Here is a 23,937-nt window from a genome sequence, read left to right as displayed (position 1 = left end):
ATTTTTATTGCAAACTATTATTCGGTGTCGGCCAGCGGCGGAACCGGTCTGTCACGTCGGGCATAAAAATCGGCCACAAACTGATCAAACGTACCGGCAGCAATGGCCTCACGCATTCCTTCCATCAGGCGCTGATAATAACGCAGGTTGTGGATGGTATTAAGACGCGCACCTAAAATCTCGTTACACTTATCCAGATGATGCAAATAAGCACGTGAGTAATTTTTACAAGTGTGGCAATCACACTCTGGGTCCAGCGGACCTGTATCCGTTTTATGTACCGCGTTGCGGATCTTAATCACGCCACCGGTAATAAACAGGTGACCATTTCGCGCGTTACGGGTGGGCATCACACAGTCAAACATGTCGATACCACGACGTACAGCTTCTACTAAATCTTCCGGCTTGCCCACGCCCATCAGGTAACGCGGCTTTTGCTCCGGCATCTTATACGCACAGTGATCAAGGATGTTGATCATGTCTTCTTTGGGCTCACCCACTGACAAGCCGCCCAGGGCATAGCCATCAAACCCAATGTCTTCCAGTCCAGCCTGAGACTCGGCACGCAGCTCAGGGTACATACCGCCCTGAATAATGCCAAATAGTGCAGACGGGTTGTCGCCATGGGCTTCTTTAGAACGCTTTGCCCAGCGTAAAGACAGCTCCATTGAGTCACGCGCTTCTTTTTCCGTTGCAGGATAAGGCGTACATTCGTCGAAGATCATCACGATGTCAGAGCCCAGATCACGCTGTACTTCCATCGCTTTTTCAGGAGACAACATGATCCGCTCACCGTTGACCGGTGACTGGAACAGCACGCCTTCTTCGCTGATCTTACGCATTGCGCCCAGACTGAATACCTGGAAGCCGCCTGAATCGGTCAAAATCGGCTTATCCCAGTTCATAAAATCGTGCAGATCACCGTGCTGTTTGATGATCTCGGTGCCCGGACGTAACATCAAATGGAAAGTGTTACCCAGGCAGATGTGTGCACCGGTGTCTTTCAGCTCGTCCGGCGTCATGCCTTTTACGGTACCATAGGTACCTACTGGCATAAATGCGGGTGTTTCAACCACGCCCCGGTCGAAGATCAGGCGGCCACGACGCGCCTTACCCTGTGTACAATCTAATTCAAATTTCATACTTACCTCTGGTCGGAAAAACAGTCCAACTTACTCTTAACCGGGAGCCAGACCCGGCGATACTAAAAACCGCCCGATTCTACCATAACGGCAATAATATTGGGGCGAAAATAGCACTTTAAAGCGCCGGGTCACAGAATTCAGGGATTAAAACAGAAAAACCCAGCCTTAATGCTGGGTTTTCATGATTTACGCCTTGTCCTGTCGGGTCAGGAACATGGCATCGCCATAACTGAAGAAACGATACTGCTCGGCAATCGCCGTCTCGTAGGCATGCATAATATGCGACTGGCCAGCAAAGGCACTGACCAACATGATTAGGGTTGATTCGGGCAGGTGGAAGTTGGTGACCATGGCATCTACCAGCTGGAACTGATAACCCGGATAAATGAAGATATCTGTATCGCCGTAAAATGGCTTTAGCTCATCTGGATGCGCTTTGGCTGCCGACTCCAGCGAACGTACTGACGTTGTGCCAATTGCGATCACTCGTCCACCACGCTGGCGCGCAGCAGCAATCGCATCCACCACTTCCTGCGGCACTTCGATGTACTCAGAATGCATATGGTGATCGTTGACGTTCTCAACCCGCACGGGCTGGAAAGTCCCTGCGCCAACATGTAGCGTAACAAACGCCATTTCAACGCCTTTGTCTTTTAACTGGGCCATCAGCACATCATCAAAATGCAGGCCAGCTGTCGGCGCTGCTACGGCGCCTGGCTTTTCGCCATACACAGTCTGGTAACGCTCTTTGTCTTCTTCTTCGTCCGGACGATCGATATAAGGCGGTAACGGCATGTGACCGATTTCGTCGAGAATTGACAATACGGAAGACTCACCGTGGAACTTCAGCTCGAACAGCTCACCATGACGGCCCACCATAGTGGCTTTTGCTTTGCCCTCGAGTATGATCTCAACGCCTTCTTTTGGCGATTTACTGGCACGTACATGAGCCAATACGCTGTGTTCATCCAGCACCCGCTCAACCAGCACTTCCAGCTTACCGCCGGTGGCCTTTTGACCGAACATACGGGCCGGGATCACTTTGGTATTATTGAAAATTATGAGATCTTCCGGATTGATCAAATCGACAATATCCTTGAACACTTTGTGCTGTAATTCACCAGTGTTGCCATCCAGTGTCAGCAAACGACTGCTGGAGCGTTCTTTTTTAGGGTGGCGAGCGATCAGCTCATCAGGGAGTTCAAAACTAAAGTCAGCAACGCGCATAGAAGACCTCAAATTAATGCAAATAGGCGCCAAGTCTAGTGATCCACCTACGCTAAATCAAGTGCTGAGGTAAAACTATGTAACGCTTGTCAGTGCCCCAAAATAGCTTTAATCTAGTCGCTATTGTACGAAATTTCGCAGCTAAAACGGTGCCACACAGTGACCTCCCGGTTCAGGGATCCTTCAAGGTACACAGCGCAATACAGATCACTGACAAAAAGGGTAAAAACTTGTTTACTTATTTCATGGGTTTAAGGCAGTAACACCATGGCAAAGCAACTCACATTATTGCTGGTGAACGCGGATCAACAGGAGCGCCAGCTGGTCGTCAAAACCTTGTCTTCACTGAACGTGTTTCACATCGTTGAGCACAGTGACACGCAAACTGCGCTGGGTGTATTAAAGCGCCAGGCCGTTGATTTGATCATTACCGGGCTTAATGTCGGCAAAATAGATGGCTGGCGCTTCTCACGTATGGTGCGCTCCGGGCTGCTAAAAACGCCTAAAAATACCCCGATTGTACTGACGCCTCCAACCTATTGTGAACGTATTGCCGAAACCACAGCGCGCAGTTATAGCATAGATGCCGTATTGCCGTTGGAACGTCAGGATGTACTGCCGCAGGTGCTGGCGAATGTATTATCAACTCACCTGGAAAAAAGCAGCCGCTTAAACCTGTTATTGCTTGAACCGGACCAGGCCCGTGCCGATGAGATCTGTCAGCATTTGTCCCTAAACTTTACTACTACGCACGTCACCACCACCAATGGGGCGCTGTCGCAGTTTTTGCAAAGTGAGTTTGCCATTGTGCTGCTGGATGCGACGGCAACACACAGTGACGCCGGCAAAGAGCTGGTGGCGAACATTTTGCAACATAAACCCAGCCAGGCCATTGTAACCATTATAGATAACCGCGATGCGGATTATGCCGAACAGCTGCTTTTGCTGGGTGTGACCGACTTTGTCCGCGCTCCCTATGATCTGTCTTTATTGAGTAAAGTGTGTGACCACGCGGCACGGCGTGAAGACTTTATGGTCAGCTATGCCGAGTTTGCCGAAAAAGTTGAGCAACTGAGCCGCAGTGAACGACGCTACAAAGACCTGTTCTCGGCACACCAGCGCATTTTGCTGCACCTTAATACCGTTGTGATGGAGCTGGATACCGCCGGGGTGATCCGCTTTTTAAACCCCGCCTGGGAGCAACTGGTGGGGCACAAACTAAAAGCCAGCCTGCATACCAGTATGTTCGACTACGTACTGGCAGAGCACCGTGACAAACTGGCATCGGTGCTGACCAAAGTACAACAAGGCGAGCAGCAATCGGCGCTGCTTGAACTGCAGGTGATGCAGAGCAACCAATGCCCTATCTGGGTTGAGTGCCGCTTTCAGCTGATTAAAAATGTCACCAGCACCGCCACTATTACGGCAACCATAGACAATATCCATGAGCGTAAGCAGGCAGAATTGCAGCTGCGCCACTTGGCATTGCACGATACCCTGACCGGCCTGCATAACCGCTATTACTTCGATCAGCAATTGAACCTCTTCTGCGAACAGGCCAAGCATGATACACAACTTGAACATGCGCTGATCTATATCGACCTGGATCACTTTAAGATCATCAATGACAGCAAAGGTCATCAGCAGGGCGACATTGTGCTTAAAGAAGTGGCGCAACTGTTTGGTGAACATATTGCCGATGAGCACCTGATCTTCCGCATCGGTGGCGATGAGTTCGCGATTTTACTGAAGCACACGCCGCTGCTGGATGCCCATATGCTGGCTGAAAGTGTCTGTAGTGCCATTGAACACCATCAGTTTCATTCCGAGGAAGCCAGCTACACCATCAGCTGCTCCATTGGTTTAACACAGATCACTCACCTGAACAGCGATCCCAGTGAATGCCTGAAGCAGGCCGACATCGCCCTGTATATTGCCAAAAATTTAGGCCGTAATCTGGTGCACTGTTACAGCAAAGAAGATGCCCAGAACAGTACTCTACAAACCGGGCTGGAATGGGGACACAATGTCCGCCAGGCGCTACAGAATAACCATATTGAGCTGCACTACCAGCCTATCTGGGACTTTAAACGTAATCAGGTCGCCTATTTTGAAGCCCTGCTACGACTGCGTGTTGACGACAACCTGGTTTATCCCAATCAATTTATTCCGGCACTGGAATTACTCAATGATACCTACCTGATGGACCAGTGCGTGATCCGCGAGTGTATTCGCGCTATCGCCTGCCACCGCGAGTTGCACCAGGTCTCTATTAACCTGTCGGCCCAGTCATTTCTGGACGAGCGTTTGCTGCCGCACATTCAATCCTGTCTGGCGGAATTTCAGGTCGCTGCCAGTGCCATTATTTTTGAGATCACGGAATCGGCCAGTATTAATAATCTCAGTGCGACGCAGGCCATGATAGCCAAACTCAACGAGCTGGGATGTCACTTTTCTATCGATGATTTTGGCACCGGTTTTAGCACCTTCAGTTACTTAAAACAGCTGCCAGCACAACATGTTAAGATTGATGGTTCGTTTGTACGCGACATGCTCAACGACCCCATAGATCTGGCGCTGGTAAAAGCCGTGAATGACATCAGTCACTCGCTGGATAAGCGCTCTGTGGCTGAATATGTGGAGAGCAAAGAGATCTTTGATGCACTCAAAGAGATAGGCATTGATTACGGTCAGGGCTACTATATTTCACGGCCATTACCGGTTGAACAGCTCAGCGCTATGCTGAAAACTATTTTGTCTGAGAAAACAGCCTGCTAGTATTTTTGTACAAAATTCGACTAAAAATTAGCTGCCTGTTGGGTAATTCTCATCTATAATTAAGCTTACATTTTGACGTGTCACTTTAAATACATGAAACACAGGTATTTACAAGACATTCAATGGATTTGGACACGTCTGGCTATGGAAATGGAGGAATTGCAATGGTACAGCTGTCTATCATATTGTTGCTCATATACGTTGTTATCGCCGTACAATGTTACCGAAGCGCAAGCCACAAAGGCTACCCAAAACTGTTTTTTACCTTACTTGGCTTAGTGCCTTACTTTAATCTGGTGGTGTGGGTTTACCTGCTTTTTTTACCCGATCTGAAATCAGGCCGCCAGCTGGGGTCACTGGAATCTTAAGCCAGATTGCGTTAGTTAAAACTCTCTAACACATTGACATAAAGGGCTTTCGCCCTTTATGGTTTTATTGTGTCACGCCTTTGCTATCGTTACAGTGCTGGGCAACAAACTCACCTGCTTTATCACTAAATAAACGAAAATCCCGGATCCGGCCTGTGGTTTTACGCCATAGCAAACCAATTTCACGATATGCATCGGGCTGTGGTGCGGTGGCGACCATAGGTTTGCCATCCAAAATACCCGCGTTCAGTGCCATCTGAGGCAGGAAAGTCACCCCGTTTTGGTATTCCACCATGCTTAACAAGGTATGCAGGTTAGCAGCCTCAAAGGGGTTGATACAGGCGCTACGGTTAAGGTGGCAGGCACTGAGCGCATGATCTGTCATGCAGTGTTCCCGCTCCAGCAAAAACACGCTTTGCTCCGGCAGTACATTAAAGTCATCCAGCTGCTCGGGTACCTGATACTCCTGATGGCGGACCAATGAAAAATGATCCCGGGCAATCACCTGAGTGTGGAACTTTTCGGTTCTGTAGGGCAACGCCAGCATGCCCATATCAATGTGGCCCTGCTCCAGCTTATCAAGCAAACGATCACTGGTGTCCTCTACCAGCACCAGTTGCAGCTCGGGAAAAGCGTCTTTGCAAAAACGATATAAAGGCGCCGCAATAAAGCTGGCAATAGTCGGAATGATCCCCAGCACCAGTTTGCCCGACAATGGATGCTTAAAGCTCTTGGTCAGCTCTACTACGCTAATGGTATCGCCGATAATGCGTTTGGCGCGCTCCACCACTTCTTCGCCCACATCTGTGAACATTAAACTGCGGTTTTCACGCTCTATCAGTTGGCATCCCAGCGTTTCTTCGAGGTTCTGAATGGCACTGCTCAGTGTTGACTGGCCAATAAAACAAGCTTCCGCCGCGCGGCCAAAATGCTGGTGCTGATGCACTGCAATTAAATACTGTAACTGTTTAATGCTTGGTAAGTTATTCACTTTTTATACCCACAAATAAAAAGACCCCAACACCAAAGGCATTGAGATCTTTTCAAGCTAAAAGTCTGTCCTTTCTGTTAAACGCCGAACGCGCTTCTCAGAATGTAGAATATAACAATAGCAAGGGCAGCGCCAACTGGCAATGTGATCACCCACGAAACCACAATGTTTCTGATCACACCCATGTTTAGCGCAGCAATACCGCGTGCCATACCGACACCCAATACCGCACCCACTAACGTTTGTGTGGTTGAGATTGGCAAACCTGTACCTGATGCAATAACAACGGTAGACGCGGCTGCAAGCTCAGCAGCAAAACCACGGCTAGGTGTCAGGTGAGTAATGCCTTCACCAATAGTCTTGATTACTTTTTTACCCAGCACAGCCAGACCGACGACGATACCTAAACCACCCAGTGGCAAGATCCACCACGCCAGCGCCGCTTTCTTGGCAATTTCACCATTGTGTTCAACAATGTTCACAACCGCAGCCAGAGGACCAATCGCGTTAGCCACGTCGTTCGAACCGTGTGCGAACGCCATACAACAAGCTGTCAGTACCATCAGAATCGCAAACACTTTCTCAACGTTATTGAAGTGCATTTGTTTGTCTGCATTCGGGTCTATCTTCAGGCGATTGATGGCCATTTTACCGATAAAGCCAACCAGTACAGCAATACCGACCGCCAGCGCATACCCTTCAAAAGTACCCAGGTTAACACCAATGTGCTTCAGGCCTTTTTTGATGGTTACCAAAGACATCACAAAACCTGCCAGGCCCATGTATACCGGGACGAAACGCTTGGCGTTTTCCAGTGGCTTGTCGGTGTCAAAGATCAGTTTTTGCGCGCTCATAAAGATAAGGTATGCGATAAAGCCCGAAATCGCCGGGGTCACAATCCAGCTACCAACGATACCGGCAACCTTACCCCACTGAATGGCTTCACTGCCCACGGCAACCAGCGCAAAACCTATGATGGCACCAATGATGGAGTGCGTAGTAGAGACCGGCCAGCCTAACATGGAGGCCAGTAATAACCAGGTACCCGCGGCAAACAGCGCCGAGATCATTCCCAGCACCATTAGCTCCGGAATGTCCATAAATGGCGTAGCATCAATGATCCCTTTACGGATCGTCGAGGTTACCTCACCACCGGCCAGATAAGCACCGGCAAATTCAAAAATCATCGCGATGATGATCGCCTGTTTGATGGTCAGCGCTTTAGAGCCAACCGATGTACCCATAGCATTGGCTACGTCATTCGCGCCAATGCCATAGGCCATAAAGAAACCAACTGCGGCCGCAATAATAATCAATAGCGTGCCATAGGATGCAATGATATCCATTGTAAAACCTTTAATTCTTAACTAATTGTGTGAAGGCAGATGGTGTGCGCTTAGCGCGCCAGCATCAGCTCCAGTCGTGAGCCTACTCGCTCAGCAATGTCAGCCAACTCACCGACCCACTCGATGATCTTGTATAAGAACATCACATCAATCGGGTTAAGTTCACTTTCAATGTTGCGTAAACCTTTACGAATACGGATCTGCATCTCATCGGTGTCTTCCTCGATGGCATCCAGTTCAACGAGCATTTTTTCGACCAGAGCAACTTCGCGACCACGGAAACCTGTTTCCAGTAGTTCGTCGAATTCGTTAATGGCTTCTGAGGCTTGTTTGGTCGCATCAACACAGCGTGTCAGATACGCCAAAAAGTCGGCTTGAATTGATTCAGGGATCTCCAGTTCACGACCAATCACGCGTCCCGCGATGTCTTTGGCTTTATTGGCGATCTTGTCTTGGTGGGTAATGAGTTCCAGTAAGTCGGTACGTTCTACTGGCATAAACAGACCACGTGGCAAGTGCAGGCGCACTTCACGTTTTAGTGTATCTGCTTCTCTTTCCAGGTTACGGATCTGCACACGAAGCGCGTCGGCCTCGGTCCACTCCCCTTTGAAGGCATGGTTAAAGAACGGGATCAAGGTTTCACTGGCTTGATGGACGATCTTAATGTGCTCTTCAATTGGCTTAATAGGAGACTTTGCGAATACTCCTAAAAATGCATTACTAGGCATAACTGACCCTTAAATCATATTAATATGCATGTGCAGGGCGCAATTTTACAGCATTAAGCCAGATTGTGAACGCTTTTTCGTGTGAAGTTCTGATTAACGGTACCGAAAAGGCACCGTTATTTGTTACAGATCACAGTGATTTTTCGATATCTTCCTGAGAAGTATGGCGAATATCTTTGCCATTAACGAAATAAATCACATATTCTGCAATATTCTGACAGCGGTCACCGATACGCTCCAGTGAACGAACCGACCAGATCAGGTCCATAATCTTAGGAATAGAACGGGGGTCTTCCATCATATAGGTCATGATCTGACGCGTCAGCGCTTCATATTCACGGTCAACTTTGGCATCTTCTTTGTGCACTTCAAATGCACGCTGGGCGTCCATTCGGGCAAACGCATCCAGCACATCGTGTAGCATCTGAGAAACCAGACGACCCATATTTTCAACATTGACCAGTAAGTCTTGTTGGTCTTTGGTGAAAGAATCCAACGCCACTTTGGCAATGCGTTCCGCTTCATCACCAATGCGCTCCAGGTCGGCAATGGTTTTGGCAATGGCCACAACCAAACGTAAGTCACTGGCTGCTGGCTGACGCTTAGCAATAATGCGGGTACATTCTTCGTCAATGCTCACTTCCATGGCATTCACCTGATAGTCGTTCTCACTGACTTTACGAGCCTTGTTTTCATCACAATGGCTCACGGCATCCAGTGCCAGGTTTAACTGTTGTTCAACCAGTCCGCCCATACTCAATACATGGTTGCGAACGTTTTCCAGCTCTTCGTTAAAGCGGCCAGAGATATGCTTATTAATATTATGTTCCATAGTCAGTTCCTAATTTGTTTCAACACGGCATAGGCGCCTCCGTGGGGGGCGCTGGCTCAGCGCTTTGCTGAGCCCGATGAATTAACCGTAACGACCAGTAATATAGTCTTCGGTTTTCTTCTTGGTCGGTGTTGTAAACAGAGTATTAGTATCTGAATATTCGATCAGCTCACCCATGTACATAAAGGCTGTCTGATCGGATACCCGCGCCGCCTGCTGCATGTTGTGAGTTACGATCACCACGGTGTACTTTTCTTTCAGGTCGTTGATCAGCTCTTCAATCACCAAAGTCGAGATAGGGTCCAGTGCCGAGGTTGGCTCATCCAGCAATAATACCTCTGGCTCAATCGCAATTGAGCGTGCAATAACCAGACGCTGCTGCTGACCACCCGATAAACCAAATGCACTGTCATGCAAGCGGTCTTTCACTTCATCCCATAAAGCAGCACCACGCAGTGAGCGCTCAACCACTTCATCCAGCTTACGTTTGTCTTTTACACCTTGTAAGCGTAGACCGTAAACCACGTTCTCGTAAATAGACTTAGGGAATGGGTTTGGACGCTGGAATACCATGCCGACATTACGACGCAACGCCGCTACATCAACACTTTTGTCATAAATGTTGGTGCCGTTGAGGTTGATCTCACCTTCAATACGGCAGGTATCTACCAGGTCGTTCATGCGATTGATACAACGCAATAGCGTTGATTTACCACAACCTGACGGGCCGATAAACGCCGTTACCTGACCGCGTGGGATCAACATGTTGATGTTGCTCAGAGCCTGCTTATCACCATAGTAAAGGTCAAGGTTTTTGATCTCTAACGCGGTTAGTTCCGGGCTCAAGTTTTCCAGATCCAACTTCTTGCTGGTATCTGCATTATTTACCTGTGGCGCTACTGTAATCATAAATGTTTACCTATTTAAATACTTTACTATTAGTGCTCTAAAGCTCTGAATTTTTCACGTAGGTGGTTACGGATCCCAATTGCAGTGATGTTCAGTGCAATGATCACGGTCACCAGTAAGAAGGCGGTCGCATATACCAAAGGACGTGCCGCTTCTACGTTCGGGCTCTGGAAGCCCACATCATAAATATGGAAACCCAGGTGCATAAACTTCCGGTCAAGGTGAATATACGGGAAGTTACCATCCAGCGGCAAGGTCGGTGCCATTTTCACCACACCCACCAGCATCAGCGGTGCGACCTCACCCGCAGCACGGGCAACCGCCAGGATCAGACCGGTCATAATTGCCGGGCTGGCCATTGGGATAATGATCCGCCATAAGGTCTCGGCTTTAGTCGCGCCCAGAGCCAGTGAACCATGGCGCACTGTGCTTGGGATACGTGACAGGCCTTCTTCAGTCGAAACGATGACTACTGGCAGCGTCAGGATTGCCAACGTCAGTGCTGACCAGATCACGCCGGGCGTACCAAATACCGGGCTTGGCGACGCTTCCGGATAAAACAACGCATCGATGGAGCCACCCAGCATATAGACGAAGAAACCTAAACCGAATACGCCGTATACGATAGACGGAACACCCGCCAGGTTGATTACCGCGATGCGGATCATCTTAGTCACCGCGTTTTTAGCCGCATACTCGTGCAGGTAAATCGCGGCAACCACACCAAATGGCGTCACAATCACCGCCATCAGCATGACCATAAACACAGTACCGAAGATAGCCGGGAATACCCCACCCTCGGTATTGGCTTCACGTGGGTCATCGCTGATGAACTTGCCAATCTGCGACATATAATGGCCCACTTTTGCGAAGAAGCCCATGTCGTTCGGGAACCAGAAATCTAAGACCTGGTATAAAGGCAGTGTTACTTCCTCACCACGCATATCACGCACAACCACTTCGTCGCGTTTGGCACCATTACGTAGTTCAAACAGCGTTTTCTCTAGCACTTTGTATTCTTCACGCAGCGCAGCACGCTGTGCTTCCAGGTCTGCGATGATTTCAGGCGTCAATTCATTGTCCAGCTGATAAGCACGCTCTTTAAGACGCAAACGCTCCAGCTCATAGTTAATGTGGCCAATCTCACCGTTTTGCAGATCCAACGCTTCTTCGTTCAGATCTACGGCACGCTCAACCATCTCTTCCAGCGCTGCTAGCGGATTGTCTGTCACCACCTGACCATCGCGAATGACCCGCTCAACGTAACCGTAAAAGTTACCATTTTTAGTCCGCTCAAACACTGCTATCTGCGCAGGTTTGGACTGGCTCTGGATATCGGTGGATAAAATCCAGCGGAAATCCAGTTCAACATACTCACGGTTACCGGTTTTTACCAGCAAGCGCTCAATGTACTCGCCGGGATGGTTGGAAAAATCCAGGCCTGTCGCTTCCAGTCGCGATTTAGGCACCAGCTCACGGTCGTAGATTTCACCAATCACGGTTTGTTTTTGCACAGACCCCTGCAGGTGCATTTCAACCACTTCGGAAGGCCAGAAAAAGCTCAGGCCTTTCCACGCTATCATTGCAAGCAGACCCAGCACTGAGATCAAACTGATGCTGACCGCACCGCCTGTCATCCAGATCCACGGAGATCCTGACTTAAACCACTGTCTTACCATGTCATCTCACTCCAGTTACATTGAGCTGTATTTTTCACGTAGCTGCTGACGTACAAACTCAGCCATCGTGTTAAATACGAAAGTAAAAATAAACAATACAAAGGCCGCAAGGAACAGGATACGGTAGTGCGAGCTGCCCACTTCAGATTCTGGCATTTCTACCGCAATGTTCGCCGCCAAGGTACGCATACCCTGGAAGATACTCCAGTCCATAATCGGTGTATTACCCGTCGCCATCAGTACAATCATGGTTTCACCCACGGCACGTCCGAGGCCCATCATCACCGCCGAGAAGATCCCCGGGCTGGCAGTCAGTAGCACAACGCGCACCAGTGTTTGCCATTGTGTTGCACCCAGTGCCAGCGACCCGTTTGACAGATGCTTAGGTACACTGAATACCGCGTCTTCGGCAATCGAGAAAATGGTTGGAATAACCGCAAAGCCCATCGCAATACCGACAACCAGAGAGTTACGCTGGTCAAACGTCAGGCCCAGTTCGTTGGTCAGATATTGGCGCACGTTACCGCCGAACATCCATCCTTCAATCACGTCACTCATGGCAAAAGAGACCCAGCCAACCAACAGAACCACAGGGATCAGCAAGATAGAATGCCAGCCATCAGGCACAAAGTGACGGATGACTTTAGGCAGTTTGGTCCAGCCCAGTGCCGTTGCCAAAATAGCCAGCGGCAACAACAATAGCAGTGCGACAATTGCAGGTAAGTGGCTTTCAATCAAAGGCGCTAACCACAAACCTGCCAGGAAGCCCAGAATAACGGTAGGCAGTGCTTCCATGATTTCAACTGTCGGCTTCACCACGCGACGCAGTTCACTCGACATAAAGTAAGCGGTGTAAATGGCCGCAGAAAGCGCAATCGGTACCGCAAACAACATGGCATAGAAAGCCGCTTTAATCGTACCAAATGAAATTGGCACCAATGAGAATTTAGATTCGAAGTCATCACTGGCTGACGTTGACTGCCAGGTGTATGCCGGCTCAGGATAGCCTTCATACCATACTTCCTGCCACAACGCAGACCAGGTTACTTCCGGGTGCTCATTGTGCAGTTCAAACACGCTTACCTGGTTGCCCGTTAGCAGCAAGGCCGCATTGGCACGAGGCGAGATAGCGAAGGCATCGATTGCCTGATCAGCAACTTTACCACGCCATAGCTCGGCTTCACTGGTGGTGTAGTACACGCCCAGTTCACCCTTTTCTGTGGTGGTAAAGAAAGTACGACGATAGAACTCACTGTGCACTTTCATGTGCTTGCTCTTGTCGCTGTCAAAAGCACGAATTTTGGCAAACTCACGGCCATCATCGGTGTTTACTTCAAACCACTGTGACACTTCACCATTGTCATTGGCCAGCATCAGCGAGTTGGCACCGGCCAGTAAGGCCATGCTAACCAGGTTGGCATTTTCTTCGTTAGCCGCTAACAGCTGAAACTGTTTAACATCATCGGCAAAGCGCGTATCAAAAATATAAATCTGATTCGCAGAGCGCACAAAAGTGCGGGTGGTATCCGGTGAAATCAGTAAGTCGTCAATGCGACCGTCAATGGGCAACTCAGTGCGTGTTACCTGCCATTCCACTTCGCCAGTAAACATATTCTCTTCAGCCACATATGACGCGAAGATCACTCGTTTATCGGCAGTCAAAGCAACCACCGCCGTTTTGTCTTCGTAATGGCTAAAGGCAAACTTTTTCAGTGCCTGTTGCTGCTCATCAACCTGCAACTGCTGACCTGCAAGGGGATAACCCAGGCGAGGTTTCATCACACGCTGGTTACCCGGAAAGGTGACCACAAAGTTGGGCTTGAGGATCTGTACCTGACCATTATCAAGACCGTATGCATACTGGCCTAAAAATGGTGCGCTTTTCGCGAAGCTGGTGATTTGGCCATCCAGCTTGGTTTGTAAGGTGCTAACCAGTTTACCTGCACCCTCGCCTTTCACCTGATAAAAATCAACCTGACCGGTGCTATCCAGCAAGTACGCAATCTCTGTTTGCTCTTCTACCCCGAGCGCGAAGTAGCGCTTCTCGGCAGACAACGCAATATCAACCCGCTTTTCGACCTTGGCAGATTCGAAAATGGGCTGTACAACGTAAAGCAAATAGAAGAATATCAATAGCAAAGCGACCAATACCATTACCCCACCTGAGGTAATGCCAAATTGGGCAAAGCGGTCCTTAAATAGACGGCTTCTATCCGTTTTAAAGGATGGTTTTTGCGGATTGGAAGTCATCAAAATACCCTTTCATAATCAAACTGCGGCGCATTATATTTCATCAAGATGACAGTTGTGTTACACGCAATCCCAAGTCTGTCCGCTTTATGGAATTGGTCTTCATTAGTTACGCTCATCACTTGTTTTTTCATGCTGAATTCTGATCATCAGAGAGTATGTTAGTTCCCAACTTTACACCACCCTTCTCAGATTGCCCGACAAAAAACGCGTTCAATCCCCATGAATACAAGGTGTTGGGAACAACCATATCGCTTGGGTAAACGTAAAATACCTCTCTGTTCAAGGAACTTAACACCCTGAGTAAGGCTCGAATTACAGTCACCGATAGGATTTTTGCATTTTTTTACATTGTATCCATTATCGGAAGTAGACAAATAAGTTTCATTTACTAGGCTTATAGAGCGATTATTCGCTTTCATTCAGGGCTTAGATACCGAGCCACCAATAATAAGAGACATGTGATATGAAGCAGTTAGTACTAACACTTATAGGCAAGGACCAACCAGGTCTCGTAGAACGAGTTTCCTCCACCATTCTTAACCACCACGGCAACTGGCTAACCAGTAACCTGAGCCATCTTGCCGGACAATTTGCAGGGATAGTACAGGTAGAAGTGGCAGAGGAACACTTGCAAGAGCTGCAAGATGCCGTACTTAGTATCCCGGAGCTTGAAGTGCGCATTGCCAATGGCGAGCAAACCGAAAGCACAGAGCCGGAAACATTAAATCTAGTGATCACGGGCAATGACAGGCCAGGTATTGTACAGGAGCTGGCAGCCGTGATCCGCCACAAGGGTGCCAATATTACCCACTTAAATTCTAAACAACAGAGTGCCCCCAACTGGGGTGTGCCGATATTTAGCGCATTTGCCACCGTTAGCCTGCCCGCGGGCATGATAAAAGACAACGTTGTCGAAGCGCTTGAGTCTATCACCAGCGATCTGATCGTGGATGTCGAACAACCCTAATCGCACTATCCGGTAAGGTCCTCACACCACCTTACCGGCATTTCATTGTATGTTTTCTACATACCGACACATTGACATCAAACAAGGCAGATCAAGGAGACTGGTCTATACTTTGTAGATAATTTGGTGACATGACAGCGCATGTCATATAAGTGTCACAATACAGACATATTCTACCCGCAGCTTTAATTACCATGGAAAGAAAGATGCAAGCATTATCTAACGATCCCATTACCATCAGCTATTTTGCCAAAGAGCTGAGCTGGCTGTCCTTTAACGAGCGTGTCCTTCAGGAAGCCAAAGACAAAAGCAACCCCATTATTGAGCGGATCCGATTCTTAGGCATATTTTCCAATAATTTAGATGAATTTTTCCGGGTCCGTGTGGCGGACCTAAAGCGCCGTATTCTCTTAAGCAACCTGCCTGAGACCGACTTCGATGAAGACGAAGCCCTGCTCAATCAAATCAACAAAAAGGTACTGGAGCTGGGCAAAAAGTTCTCACACATTTACGATCAGATCCTGCTGGACTTGAATGAGCACAATATTCATATTCAAAAACCTGCTGAGCTGTCTGATTTTCATCAGCAATGGCTGGCCAAGTACTTTCAGGATCAAGTGCTACAGCACATGTGCCCTATTTTGCTCAGCGAAAGCAAAGACTACTCAGATCACATCAACGATGCCCTGACTTACCTGTTTGTTGAAATGCGTGGCGATAAGCAACATCACGCTTTGCTTGAATTGCCAACAGATCGCCTTGAGCGTTTTATCGTGTTGCCACCGGAAAAAACCCGGCGCCACAAAACCATAGTGATGCTCGACGAAGTGGTGCGCTTTTACCTGCACGAAGTGTTCAGAAACTTCCTCAGCTTTGACAACATTGAAGGGTATGAAATCAAGCTAACCCGGGATGCCGAGTACAATCTGGATGACGAAATCGAAGAAGGCCTGCTGGATAAAATGTCAAAGGGGCTTAAGCAGCGTTTATATGCCGAGCCGGTGCGCCTGACCTATGACGAAGCCATGCCTGAAGAGATCCTTAAGGTAATGAAAAAACGCCTCGGCGTCACCAGTCAGGATGCCCTAATCCCAGGTGGCCCGTACCGTAACTTCCGCGATTTTATTGGCTTTCCAAATGTAGGCCGTGGCTATCTTGAAAACAAACCCCTGCCGCCACTGCAAAGCGAAGCATTCAATGCCTATCGCAGCATTTTCAGGGCCATTTCTAAGCAGGACATTCTGCTTTATTATCCTTACCACACCTTCAACCACATGCTTGAGTATGTGCGTCAGGCGGCATTTGATCCTAAAGTTACTCAGATCAAGGTCAATATTTATCGCGTTGCATCACGCTCCCGGTTAATGGCCTCACTGATCAATGCGGCCAAAAATGGTAAGAAAGTCACCGTAATGGTCGAGCTCAAGGCACGCTTTGATGAGCAAAACAACATTGAATGGGCCAAAATGCTCAGCGATTACGGCATCAAGGTGATGGTCGGGATCCCAGCGCTGAAAGTGCACAGCAAGTTGTGTGTCGTTCACCGTAAAGAAAAGGGCCAGATAGTAAAATATGCCCACATTGGCACCGGTAACTTCCATGAAAAAACCGCCCGCATTTATACCGATTTCAGCTTATTCACTAAGCACCCTGAGATCTGTGACGAGTGTGACGATGTATTCAAATTCATTGAGAGCAGCTACAGGCCGTTTAACTTTAAGCACCTGATGCTCTCTCCGGTCAATGCGCGAGAAAAAATCCTCGCACTGATCGATCAGGAAAGTAAAAATGCCCAGGCAGGCAAAACGGCCAAGATCACCGTCAAGGTCAACAACCTGGTAGACAAAGAGCTGATCGACGCCTTGTACAATGCCTCGATGGCGGGTGTGAAAATTCGCATGATCATCCGCGGTATGTGCGCCTTGGTACCGGGCCTGCAACGCTTTAGTGAAAACATCAAAGTGATCAGCATCGTTGACCGCTTTTTAGAGCATCCCAGGGTTATGGTATTTGAAAACGATGGCGATCCTCAGGTCTATATCTCCTCTGCGGACTGGATGACCCGTAACCTGGATCACCGGGTTGAAGTCGGCACCCCGATTTACGATGCCTCACTCAAACAATTGATCATTGATATTCTTGAGCTGCAATTCAAAGACCGCTCAAAAGCACGGATCATTGACAGTGAACAGAAGAATCTCTATGTTCGTCGCGGTAATAAAAAGAAGATCCGCTCCCAGATAGCCATCTATGACCATCTGAAAAAGTGGGAAAGCAACCAATCCAATACATAAGGGCAGCTCTATGACCACATACCCTTCCATCGCGGCCGTTGATTTAGGCTCGAACAGTTTTCATCTAGTCGTCGCGCGGGAGGTCGATGGTCGTCTGCAATTGTTGCACAAAGAAAAGCAGCGGGTGTTTCTGGCCGCCGGTCTGGACGAACAGTTCAACCTCAGTGAAGAGGCCATAGAGCGCGCGCTGCATGTGCTGCAACAATTTGCAGCCACGTTGCAAGACTTCGATAAGCACAGCGTACAGGTTGTGGCCACTTATACGCTGCGCAATTGTCGTAACATTCGCTATTTCCTGGCCAAGGCCAAAAAGGTGTTTCCGTTTAAAATAAATGTGATTTCCGGGCAAGAAGAAGCACGACTTATCTATCAGGGCGTGGCAAACCACATTCACAACGACGACAACCGCCTGGTGATCGACATTGGCGGTGGCAGCACTGAGCTGATCATTGGTAAGCACCTGGACCACAAATTACTGACCAGCCGCAATATCGGCTGTGTTACCCTCAGTAACAGTCACTTTAAAGATCTGAAAATCACCGCGAAGCGTTTTGCCAAAGCCGAAATAAAGGCCGAGCAAAACATCGAGGCCATCTCCGCCAGCTACCGTAAGGCCGGCTGGCAAACCTGTATCGGCACATCGGGCACCATTAAAACCCTGTGTGCCATTGCCCAGGAGCTATTTAACCAGGATACCTTAACGCTTGCAGTGCTAGAGCAAATAAGGCAACGCCTGATTGACACCGACTCCCTGCATGCGCTCAACCTAAAAGCGCTGCCCGAAGAGCGGTATGCCAGCATTGCGGGCGGCCTGGCCATTCTGATCGGGGTATTCAGACAGCTGAATATCGACGAGCTGAGTTATTGCGACAACTCATTGCGCGAAGGCCTGCTGCAGGAAATGGCGCAAAATGACGAGTTTGATATCCGTGCCCGCACCATCAGCGCGGTGGGCGATCACTATGCCGTTGATAAGCAGCATGCTGAGCATATCTGCAATACGCTGGATCAGATGTATGACATGGTCCGCGAGCACTGGGCCCTCAATGAAGTCGACCTGCAAATGCTGCGCTGGGCCGCGCGATTACACGAAGTGGGACTGGCCATTAATTCCTCCGGGATCCATAAACACAGTGCCTACATAGTGCTGAATGCCCAGCTGCCAGGGTTTACCCAGGAGCAGCAACAACTGCTGGGCACCTTGATCCGCTTTCATCGCAAAAAAATCAAACGTGCCGAGCTGTCGGCCTTAGTGGAAGCCGATCTAACCCATTTTGCCCGCCTGCTGACCTTGTTGCGGCTGGCCATTCTGGTGCATCAGAAACGACAAATCGATCAGGTGGCTAAATTCACGATAGAGGCGCTGGATAACAGCCTGCTGTTGACGTTCGAGCCCGACTGGCTGGCGCAACACTCCCTGTTTGTAGCCGACCTGCAACAAGAACAGGCATACTGGAAAACCCTGAATATGACGCTGATGTTCCCGGCAATGAATTAATACCCATTTTACTTAACACTTGTTCGACTTGCAGAGGATAAATACGACGCTAACGGTGTTAAAAATTTCTCCGCAGGAACATTAAGCACTCAGGCCCGTAAACGGGCCTAAGCCACTTCCTCTTTTACCACGGCGTAAATTTCATCGGCATAGACACGACTGTCCAGCGCCAGTGAGAAGAGTAGTTCAATGCTGGATGCAGGGCGAATGGCGTTGAGGATAAGTTCCGCTTCCACAATGTTATTACGTTCAACTTCTATCGCCAGGCGCAGTGCCCCGCCTATCAGCCCTTTATAGCTTAATAGCGCGCTGCTGAGGTCCGGGTCGAGTGAAAACTCATCGACAATAACGGATAGCTCTACATCCAGTACAGCATCCAGGACCGACATCAGGCCAATCAGATACCCCTGCTGCGCCATTTCATCACCACCGGGAAGCAGAAACTGCTCTAAAAACTTGGCCCGGGCCAGGCCGAGCTTGGTCAGCTCGCTGGGTTTATCTGCGCCCAGTTCACTTAACGCCAGTACTTTAACAAACTGGCGGATCGCATCTTCGCCAAGATACACGACTGCCTGGGCGATGGAGCGGATCTCGATTTTGTCTTCACCTGCCTTGGCATTGGCCAGTTTAAGCACCCGCGCCGTCAGGCTCAGATCTTTGGCGATCCTTTGCTGAATTTCTTTAAAACACAAAGACTGCTTGGCGGTGCAACGCAGTAAGTCCAGTACCACCAGCTTAGATGGCTCGACATTGCCGTGGTTTAGCATTTCCGGCACCGCAAAGAAAAAACCCTGGAAGTAATCCGCCCCGGCACTTTTGATAAAGCTATAGTGCTCCATGGTTTCAATCCGTTCCACGATGACTTTGGTTTCTGGAAAGCGACGTTTGAGCTTTTTCAGCATCATGGTGGTTTTGATCACCGGATCGAGCACTTCTATTTTGATGTAGTCCATCAGCGGCAGTAGCACTTCCCAGCGCTCATCGCCGTCGTAATCATCCAATGCAAAGCGATAGCCCAGTTTTTTTAGCTTAGTGACTGTGGCAACCAGCTCTGGCAGGTTCGTTGAACGCTCAACAATTTCGATCACCAGCCCCTGAGGCCGGAGTAATTTAGGAAGCTCCTGCAATAAAGTTTCATCTGACAGATTAATAAAGGCAGGTGCCCCTGCTGCAAGCCGTTCTACGCCGATAAAGAGCAGAGAATTAAAAAACAGCCTGCCCGTTGCCTGGCCATCGCTGACCCCAATAGGAAAGGCGTTATTGTGTGAGTCCCGATACAACAATTCATAGGCAGCCACGCTCTGTTCACGATTGAATATGGCCTGACGCGCTATATATTGCACCGCGTCTTTTTTTGACTTGGCAATATGACCGCTCATTAACATCCTTAACTCTTGTACTCTAAAGGCTTCCGTTGTCCCAGCATATGAAAACTCACGCCCTTGAGCAATCTATTTCCTCACCCAAAGGTGACAATATAGTGCGCACAAGGAGGTTGCCGGAACAGCCACTCTTTTACTAATATAGGTCTTATGAGTTTTACACTTATTTCGCCTTTTTGCATCCTGCTTTTTATCACTTCGTGGCTTGTACTTAGCCAGGATGCTGTCGCATCGGCGCTCAAGCAGAGCAAACATGCATCGGGCAGTCGTCATACGGTGACGCTAAAATATAGCATCAGCGGTTCAGGCACTTTCTATCCCTACTTCACTAACGACCCGCAGCATCCGGGGATCCTCCCCGATCTCGTGGCAAAAATTTTGGCACAATCGGCATTACAGGGCGAAAACATCGTATTGCCTGCAAAACGCACTAACCGCTATCTGGCCTCAGGAAAAATTGATTTCGACCTTATCAGTCCAGCCTGGCTGAAGGCGGCGCAGCGCAGTGATCCGCGCTTTGTTTTTTCACAGGCTATCCTACAAATCCGCGAATATGTGGTCACTCGCACACCCACCAGGCCACTCCGTGATCTGTCGGGTCTGATTGTGGGGACGGTCAGGGGCTATTATTACCATGACGATGACGACTTTACCCGCGTTGATTTTGAATCGGAGCGCGCCTTGTTACAGGCGCTGAATAAAGGCCGGGTGGATAGGATAATCGTTGGCGATCTGCCCGCCCGGTACTGGTCGAAGCAAGATAAGGTGACGCTGCACTTTAACCAGCTGCATTCACACGGCACGTTACACATTCGCCTGCGTGCCGAACATGCTCACCTGCTGCCTGAGCTCAACCAGGCTATCGAGACGCTGCGGGGATCGGGGCAAATCGCACAGGTAGAAGCCTATTATCTGGCGCACTCATTCGGTCAGTAAACTCCACCCGAGTGACATGCGTTACTCTGCGACCAGCTGCTCGCTGCGGAAAAAGCCCGTCTCTGACGACAGTTGCTGCACCAGTTCAGGGAGCACTTCGTCCATCGTGGCCTTAAGCGTCCAGGGTGGATTTATCACTATCATGCCAGATGCGGTCATACCGCGTTCATCGGTGTCGGCTTCAGTCGCCAGTTCGAATAACTGAATATTGCGCACACCCGACTCTACCAAAGTCTGCTCCATCTGATCGATCCGCGCTCTGTCCACGACCGGATACCAGATCATATACGTGCCCGATGCAAAGCGTTTATATGCCTTAATAATTGAGCGTACCGCAACGTCGTAATCGGATTTGATTTCGTACGGTGGGTCCATCAGCACACAGGCACGTCGGGATTGAGGGGGCACCAGGCCCATCAAACCTTTAAAACCGTCTTCTCCTTTCACGCGTAAAGAGCGCTTATGCGCGGTGTTTTTTTCCAGCAGCTTAAGGTCCTGCGGGTGTAGCTCAAAGAACCAGCCCTTGTCTTGCTTACGCAAAAACTGCTCAGCCACTTTTGGCGAGCCCGGATAATAGGCCAGTGCGTCACGGTTCAAGGATTTAACCAGCTCAACATAGTCGCGGATAGCGGCTACCTCACCAGTATACGACCACAGTTTTGCAATCCCCTGCAGATACTCCTGGGTTTTTTGCGCATCTTTGGCCGCCAGTTCAAACAATCCTGCGCCGGAGTGGGTATCAATATAATCAAAGGGCTTGTCTTTGCGTGTCATGTATTCCAGCACTTGTGCCAGTACCAGATGTTTAATGACATCGGCAGGGTTACCTGCATGAAATGAGTGTCGATAACTGAGCATTATCCGTTCCTAGTTTAGGTGAGCTTTGTCCGTTACACAGGTGCCTGAAAAGGGCTTTTTTACCTTTGTGGCTGAACCATAAATGAACAAAATCGTTAGTATTTGTCATTATCGCTCAAAACGAGACAAAAATCAGCATAACCTGCCCTAATCACTAGCTTTGCAGCGCACTTTGCTTTACATTTGCATGACATAATCACAGTGATAATGAGCGCATTTAATATGAAAGAAATTCTCCCTCAACTCGAGCAACTGATTGATCAACTTATTGCACAAAACAATACACTGACCGAGCAGGTAAACACCCTCAAAGAACAAAATAGCAAACTCATTGACGAAAATGAGACATTGCAGCTGGAAGTGCTGGAAAGTGAAGAAAAGCAAAAAGAAACCAGCTCAACGCTGAGCGGACTGCTGGAAAAACTGCAGAGCGCTAGTCAGGCAGGCTAATGTCAGAATCGCCCGAACAGGTAACCGTCACCCTGCTGGGAAAAAGCCACCAGTTTTCCTGCACGCCAGGACAACAACAAGCGCTGATTGACGCCGTCGACCTGCTCAATGGTCGGGTCGACGAAATGCGTCAACGCGACACCGTGCGCAGCGATCACAGTGCCCTGTTACTCGCTGCTTTGCACCTGTGTCATGAGTTGCTGGCACTGCAAAGTGACACCCAACACGCTCAGCACACCTTGCAGCAGCTCACCCAACGTATCAGTACACAAATAGAGAGCAAATAGGTGTTGCGCCTGCTCTCTGTTCTAATCTTATTGCTGGCACTGACGCCGCCAGCCTTGGCCACCAGTTGGCATACCGTTTCACCCGAGATAACACTCATTTCTCCTGCGCCAAAAGCCCGCAATATTTTGCCAAATATGGCCCTCATTCAGGGCAGTAGCTGTAGTGCCTTGATTGACAGCCACGGCGATTTTGTGGCGCTGGAACAAGTGATCAACCAGCTCAAAGCACGCCTCAAAGCGCCGCTGTGCCACCTTATTGCGACCTCCAGCTCAGCCCACCAGCTAACCGGACTGGCGCTGCTGAAACAGGCCTTTCCCGATGCCAAGGTGCACCTGCCCACAGCGCCACAGCTGAATGAGCAAGCGATGCGTGCGGCACTCGACAACCAGCTTAGCAATTTTGCGAAAAGCATTGAGCTCAGTGAGCAAAGGCTGAGCCAGCTTTCCGCCGAGCAGCAAGGTCCCTGGCAAACCCGTATCACACTGGCCAAGCAACGTCTGGCGCGCTGGCAAACGCTGCACAGTGTTGCACTGAGCAAGCAAACCAAGCCTGCGACACAGCTTGAACTGGGTGGGTTATCCCTCCAGCTCATCCAGTTTCGGGGTCAAAGCGGATATGACTTGGGTGCATTCAGCGCACAGCACGGTGCCTTATTTGCAGGGCACAGCGCTGACTTACTGCCCTACGTGCGCCATACAACCTGGCAGCACAGCTTACAGTGGCTCCAGGACACACCCGCACTCGATTGGGTAATGCCCGCTTTTGGTAAACCGTATAAAGCCGCACAGCTAGCCCTGCCAATCACCTTTATGACACGGGTTCAAGCGCAATTGAAAACAGCCGATCCGCTGATGCCGCGCAGTATTATCGCGCTGTATCAGGATCAGTCATACACCCACAGGCAGTTGACTCAGCATTTTGATCAGGCCATCAAAGTCCTCAGCCACAAGAAGACTTTGAATAAATAATCGTCAACCAGTATAGTGAAACTTATGAGAGTTTCTGGCC

At 49.3% G+C, this 23,937-nt stretch carries 20 protein-coding genes; 9 read left to right on the top strand and 11 right to left on the bottom strand.

Annotated features, from left to right (window positions below; all coding sequences use genetic code 11):
• Window positions 1-17: 17 nt before the first annotated feature.
• Entirely contained in the window at window positions 18-1,142 is a 1,125-nt protein-coding gene (gene tgt, locus C3B51_RS08640; protein WP_010383277.1) for a tRNA guanosine(34) transglycosylase Tgt, read from the bottom strand.
• A 189-nt stretch (window positions 1,143-1,331) separates the two neighbouring features.
• Complete coding sequence (gene queA, locus C3B51_RS08635; protein ID WP_130244773.1) at window positions 1,332-2,372, bottom strand: tRNA preQ1(34) S-adenosylmethionine ribosyltransferase-isomerase QueA; 1,041 nt, start codon at window positions 2,370-2,372, stop codon at window positions 1,332-1,334.
• A 267-nt stretch (window positions 2,373-2,639) separates the two neighbouring features.
• On the opposite strand from queA, the gene C3B51_RS08630 reads away from it, so the two are divergent.
• Together C3B51_RS08630 and C3B51_RS08625 are read left to right on the top strand one after the other, a co-directional pair.
• Window positions 2,640-5,150 carry a GGDEF/EAL domain-containing response regulator gene (locus C3B51_RS08630; protein WP_125716737.1) on the top strand — a complete coding sequence of 837 codons (2,511 nt, stop codon included), beginning with the start codon at window positions 2,640-2,642 and terminating at the stop codon, window positions 5,148-5,150.
• Between the two features lie 164 nt (window positions 5,151-5,314).
• On the top strand, window positions 5,315-5,518 hold the full coding sequence (locus C3B51_RS08625) for a hypothetical protein (protein ID WP_125716738.1): 204 nt from the start codon (window positions 5,315-5,317) through the stop codon (window positions 5,516-5,518).
• A 64-nt stretch (window positions 5,519-5,582) separates the two neighbouring features.
• On the opposite strand, the gene C3B51_RS08620 is transcribed toward C3B51_RS08625, so the two are convergent.
• The 7 genes from C3B51_RS08620 to C3B51_RS08590 all read right to left on the bottom strand — a co-directional run bounded on the left by C3B51_RS08620 (window position 5,583) and on the right by C3B51_RS08590 (window position 14,253).
• Window positions 5,583-6,509, bottom strand: a complete 927-nt coding sequence (locus tag C3B51_RS08620) for a hydrogen peroxide-inducible genes activator (RefSeq protein WP_125716739.1) — start codon at window positions 6,507-6,509, stop codon at window positions 5,583-5,585.
• A gap of 77 nt (window positions 6,510-6,586) precedes the next feature.
• Complete coding sequence (locus C3B51_RS08615; protein WP_130244772.1) at window positions 6,587-7,855, bottom strand: inorganic phosphate transporter; 1,269 nt, start codon at window positions 7,853-7,855, stop codon at window positions 6,587-6,589.
• A 50-nt stretch (window positions 7,856-7,905) separates the two neighbouring features.
• A complete protein-coding gene (locus C3B51_RS08610; protein WP_130244771.1) occupies window positions 7,906-8,583 on the bottom strand; it encodes a TIGR00153 family protein in 678 nt (225 codons plus the stop codon).
• A 130-nt stretch (window positions 8,584-8,713) separates the two neighbouring features.
• Window positions 8,714-9,415, bottom strand: coding sequence for a phosphate signaling complex protein PhoU (phoU, locus tag C3B51_RS08605; protein WP_125558340.1), 702 nt, complete (start codon window positions 9,413-9,415; stop codon window positions 8,714-8,716).
• A gap of 81 nt (window positions 9,416-9,496) precedes the next feature.
• The gene (gene pstB, locus C3B51_RS08600) at window positions 9,497-10,324 is read right to left on the bottom strand and encodes a phosphate ABC transporter ATP-binding protein PstB (protein ID WP_010383287.1); all 828 of its coding nucleotides are present in this window, start codon (window positions 10,322-10,324) and stop codon (window positions 9,497-9,499) included.
• A 29-nt stretch (window positions 10,325-10,353) separates the two neighbouring features.
• Window positions 10,354-12,003, bottom strand: coding sequence for a phosphate ABC transporter permease PstA (gene pstA, locus C3B51_RS08595; RefSeq protein ID WP_130244770.1), 1,650 nt, complete (start codon window positions 12,001-12,003; stop codon window positions 10,354-10,356).
• Between the two features lie 15 nt (window positions 12,004-12,018).
• Complete coding sequence (locus C3B51_RS08590; protein ID WP_130244769.1) at window positions 12,019-14,253, bottom strand: ABC transporter permease subunit; 2,235 nt, start codon at window positions 14,251-14,253, stop codon at window positions 12,019-12,021.
• A 466-nt stretch (window positions 14,254-14,719) separates the two neighbouring features.
• Here C3B51_RS08590 and C3B51_RS08585 point away from each other — a divergent pair, with 466 nt between their 5' ends.
• The 3 genes from C3B51_RS08585 to C3B51_RS08575 all read left to right on the top strand — a co-directional run bounded on the left by C3B51_RS08585 (window position 14,720) and on the right by C3B51_RS08575 (window position 19,015).
• Complete coding sequence (locus C3B51_RS08585; RefSeq protein ID WP_046005428.1) at window positions 14,720-15,223, top strand: glycine cleavage system protein R; 504 nt, start codon at window positions 14,720-14,722, stop codon at window positions 15,221-15,223.
• A gap of 206 nt (window positions 15,224-15,429) precedes the next feature.
• On the top strand, window positions 15,430-17,517 hold the full coding sequence (gene ppk1, locus C3B51_RS08580) for a polyphosphate kinase 1 (RefSeq protein WP_125716744.1): 2,088 nt from the start codon (window positions 15,430-15,432) through the stop codon (window positions 17,515-17,517).
• Window positions 17,518-17,527: 10 nt separating this feature from the next.
• Window positions 17,528-19,015 carry an exopolyphosphatase gene (locus C3B51_RS08575; RefSeq protein WP_130244768.1) on the top strand — a complete coding sequence of 496 codons (1,488 nt, stop codon included), beginning with the start codon at window positions 17,528-17,530 and terminating at the stop codon, window positions 19,013-19,015.
• Between the two features lie 107 nt (window positions 19,016-19,122).
• Here C3B51_RS08575 and C3B51_RS08570 read toward each other — a convergent pair whose 3' ends face one another.
• Entirely contained in the window at window positions 19,123-20,400 is a 1,278-nt protein-coding gene (locus C3B51_RS08570; RefSeq protein ID WP_125716746.1) for an EAL and HDOD domain-containing protein, read from the bottom strand.
• Between the two features lie 147 nt (window positions 20,401-20,547).
• Between C3B51_RS08570 and C3B51_RS08565 the strand changes: the two genes are divergently transcribed.
• Window positions 20,548-21,333 (top strand): substrate-binding periplasmic protein, encoded by a 786-nt coding sequence (locus C3B51_RS08565; RefSeq protein WP_130244767.1) that lies wholly within the window; start codon window positions 20,548-20,550, stop codon window positions 21,331-21,333.
• A gap of 21 nt (window positions 21,334-21,354) precedes the next feature.
• On the opposite strand, the gene C3B51_RS08560 is transcribed toward C3B51_RS08565, so the two are convergent.
• Window positions 21,355-22,191 (bottom strand): 23S rRNA (adenine(2030)-N(6))-methyltransferase RlmJ, encoded by an 837-nt coding sequence (locus C3B51_RS08560; RefSeq protein WP_125716748.1) that lies wholly within the window; start codon window positions 22,189-22,191, stop codon window positions 21,355-21,357.
• Between the two features lie 222 nt (window positions 22,192-22,413).
• Between C3B51_RS08560 and zapB the strand changes: the two genes are divergently transcribed.
• From zapB to C3B51_RS08545, 3 genes are read left to right on the top strand one after another with little or no spacing between them, the layout of a single operon-like run.
• The gene (gene zapB / locus C3B51_RS08555; protein WP_046005422.1) at window positions 22,414-22,641 is read left to right on the top strand and encodes a cell division protein ZapB; all 228 of its coding nucleotides are present in this window, start codon (window positions 22,414-22,416) and stop codon (window positions 22,639-22,641) included.
• Complete coding sequence (locus C3B51_RS08550; protein ID WP_046005421.1) at window positions 22,641-22,928, top strand: cell division protein ZapA; 288 nt, start codon at window positions 22,641-22,643, stop codon at window positions 22,926-22,928. The genes zapB and C3B51_RS08550 overlap by 1 nt, the downstream gene beginning before the upstream one ends.
• Window positions 22,929-23,897, top strand: coding sequence for a hypothetical protein (locus C3B51_RS08545; protein WP_130244766.1), 969 nt, complete (start codon window positions 22,929-22,931; stop codon window positions 23,895-23,897).
• The last annotated feature ends 40 nt before the right edge of the window (window positions 23,898-23,937 follow it).

The organism is Pseudoalteromonas rubra (assembly GCF_004212645.1).
Classification (GTDB): domain Bacteria; phylum Pseudomonadota; class Gammaproteobacteria; order Enterobacterales; family Alteromonadaceae; genus Pseudoalteromonas; species Pseudoalteromonas rubra_G.
This window is presented reverse-complemented; position numbering and strand designations above follow the sequence as displayed.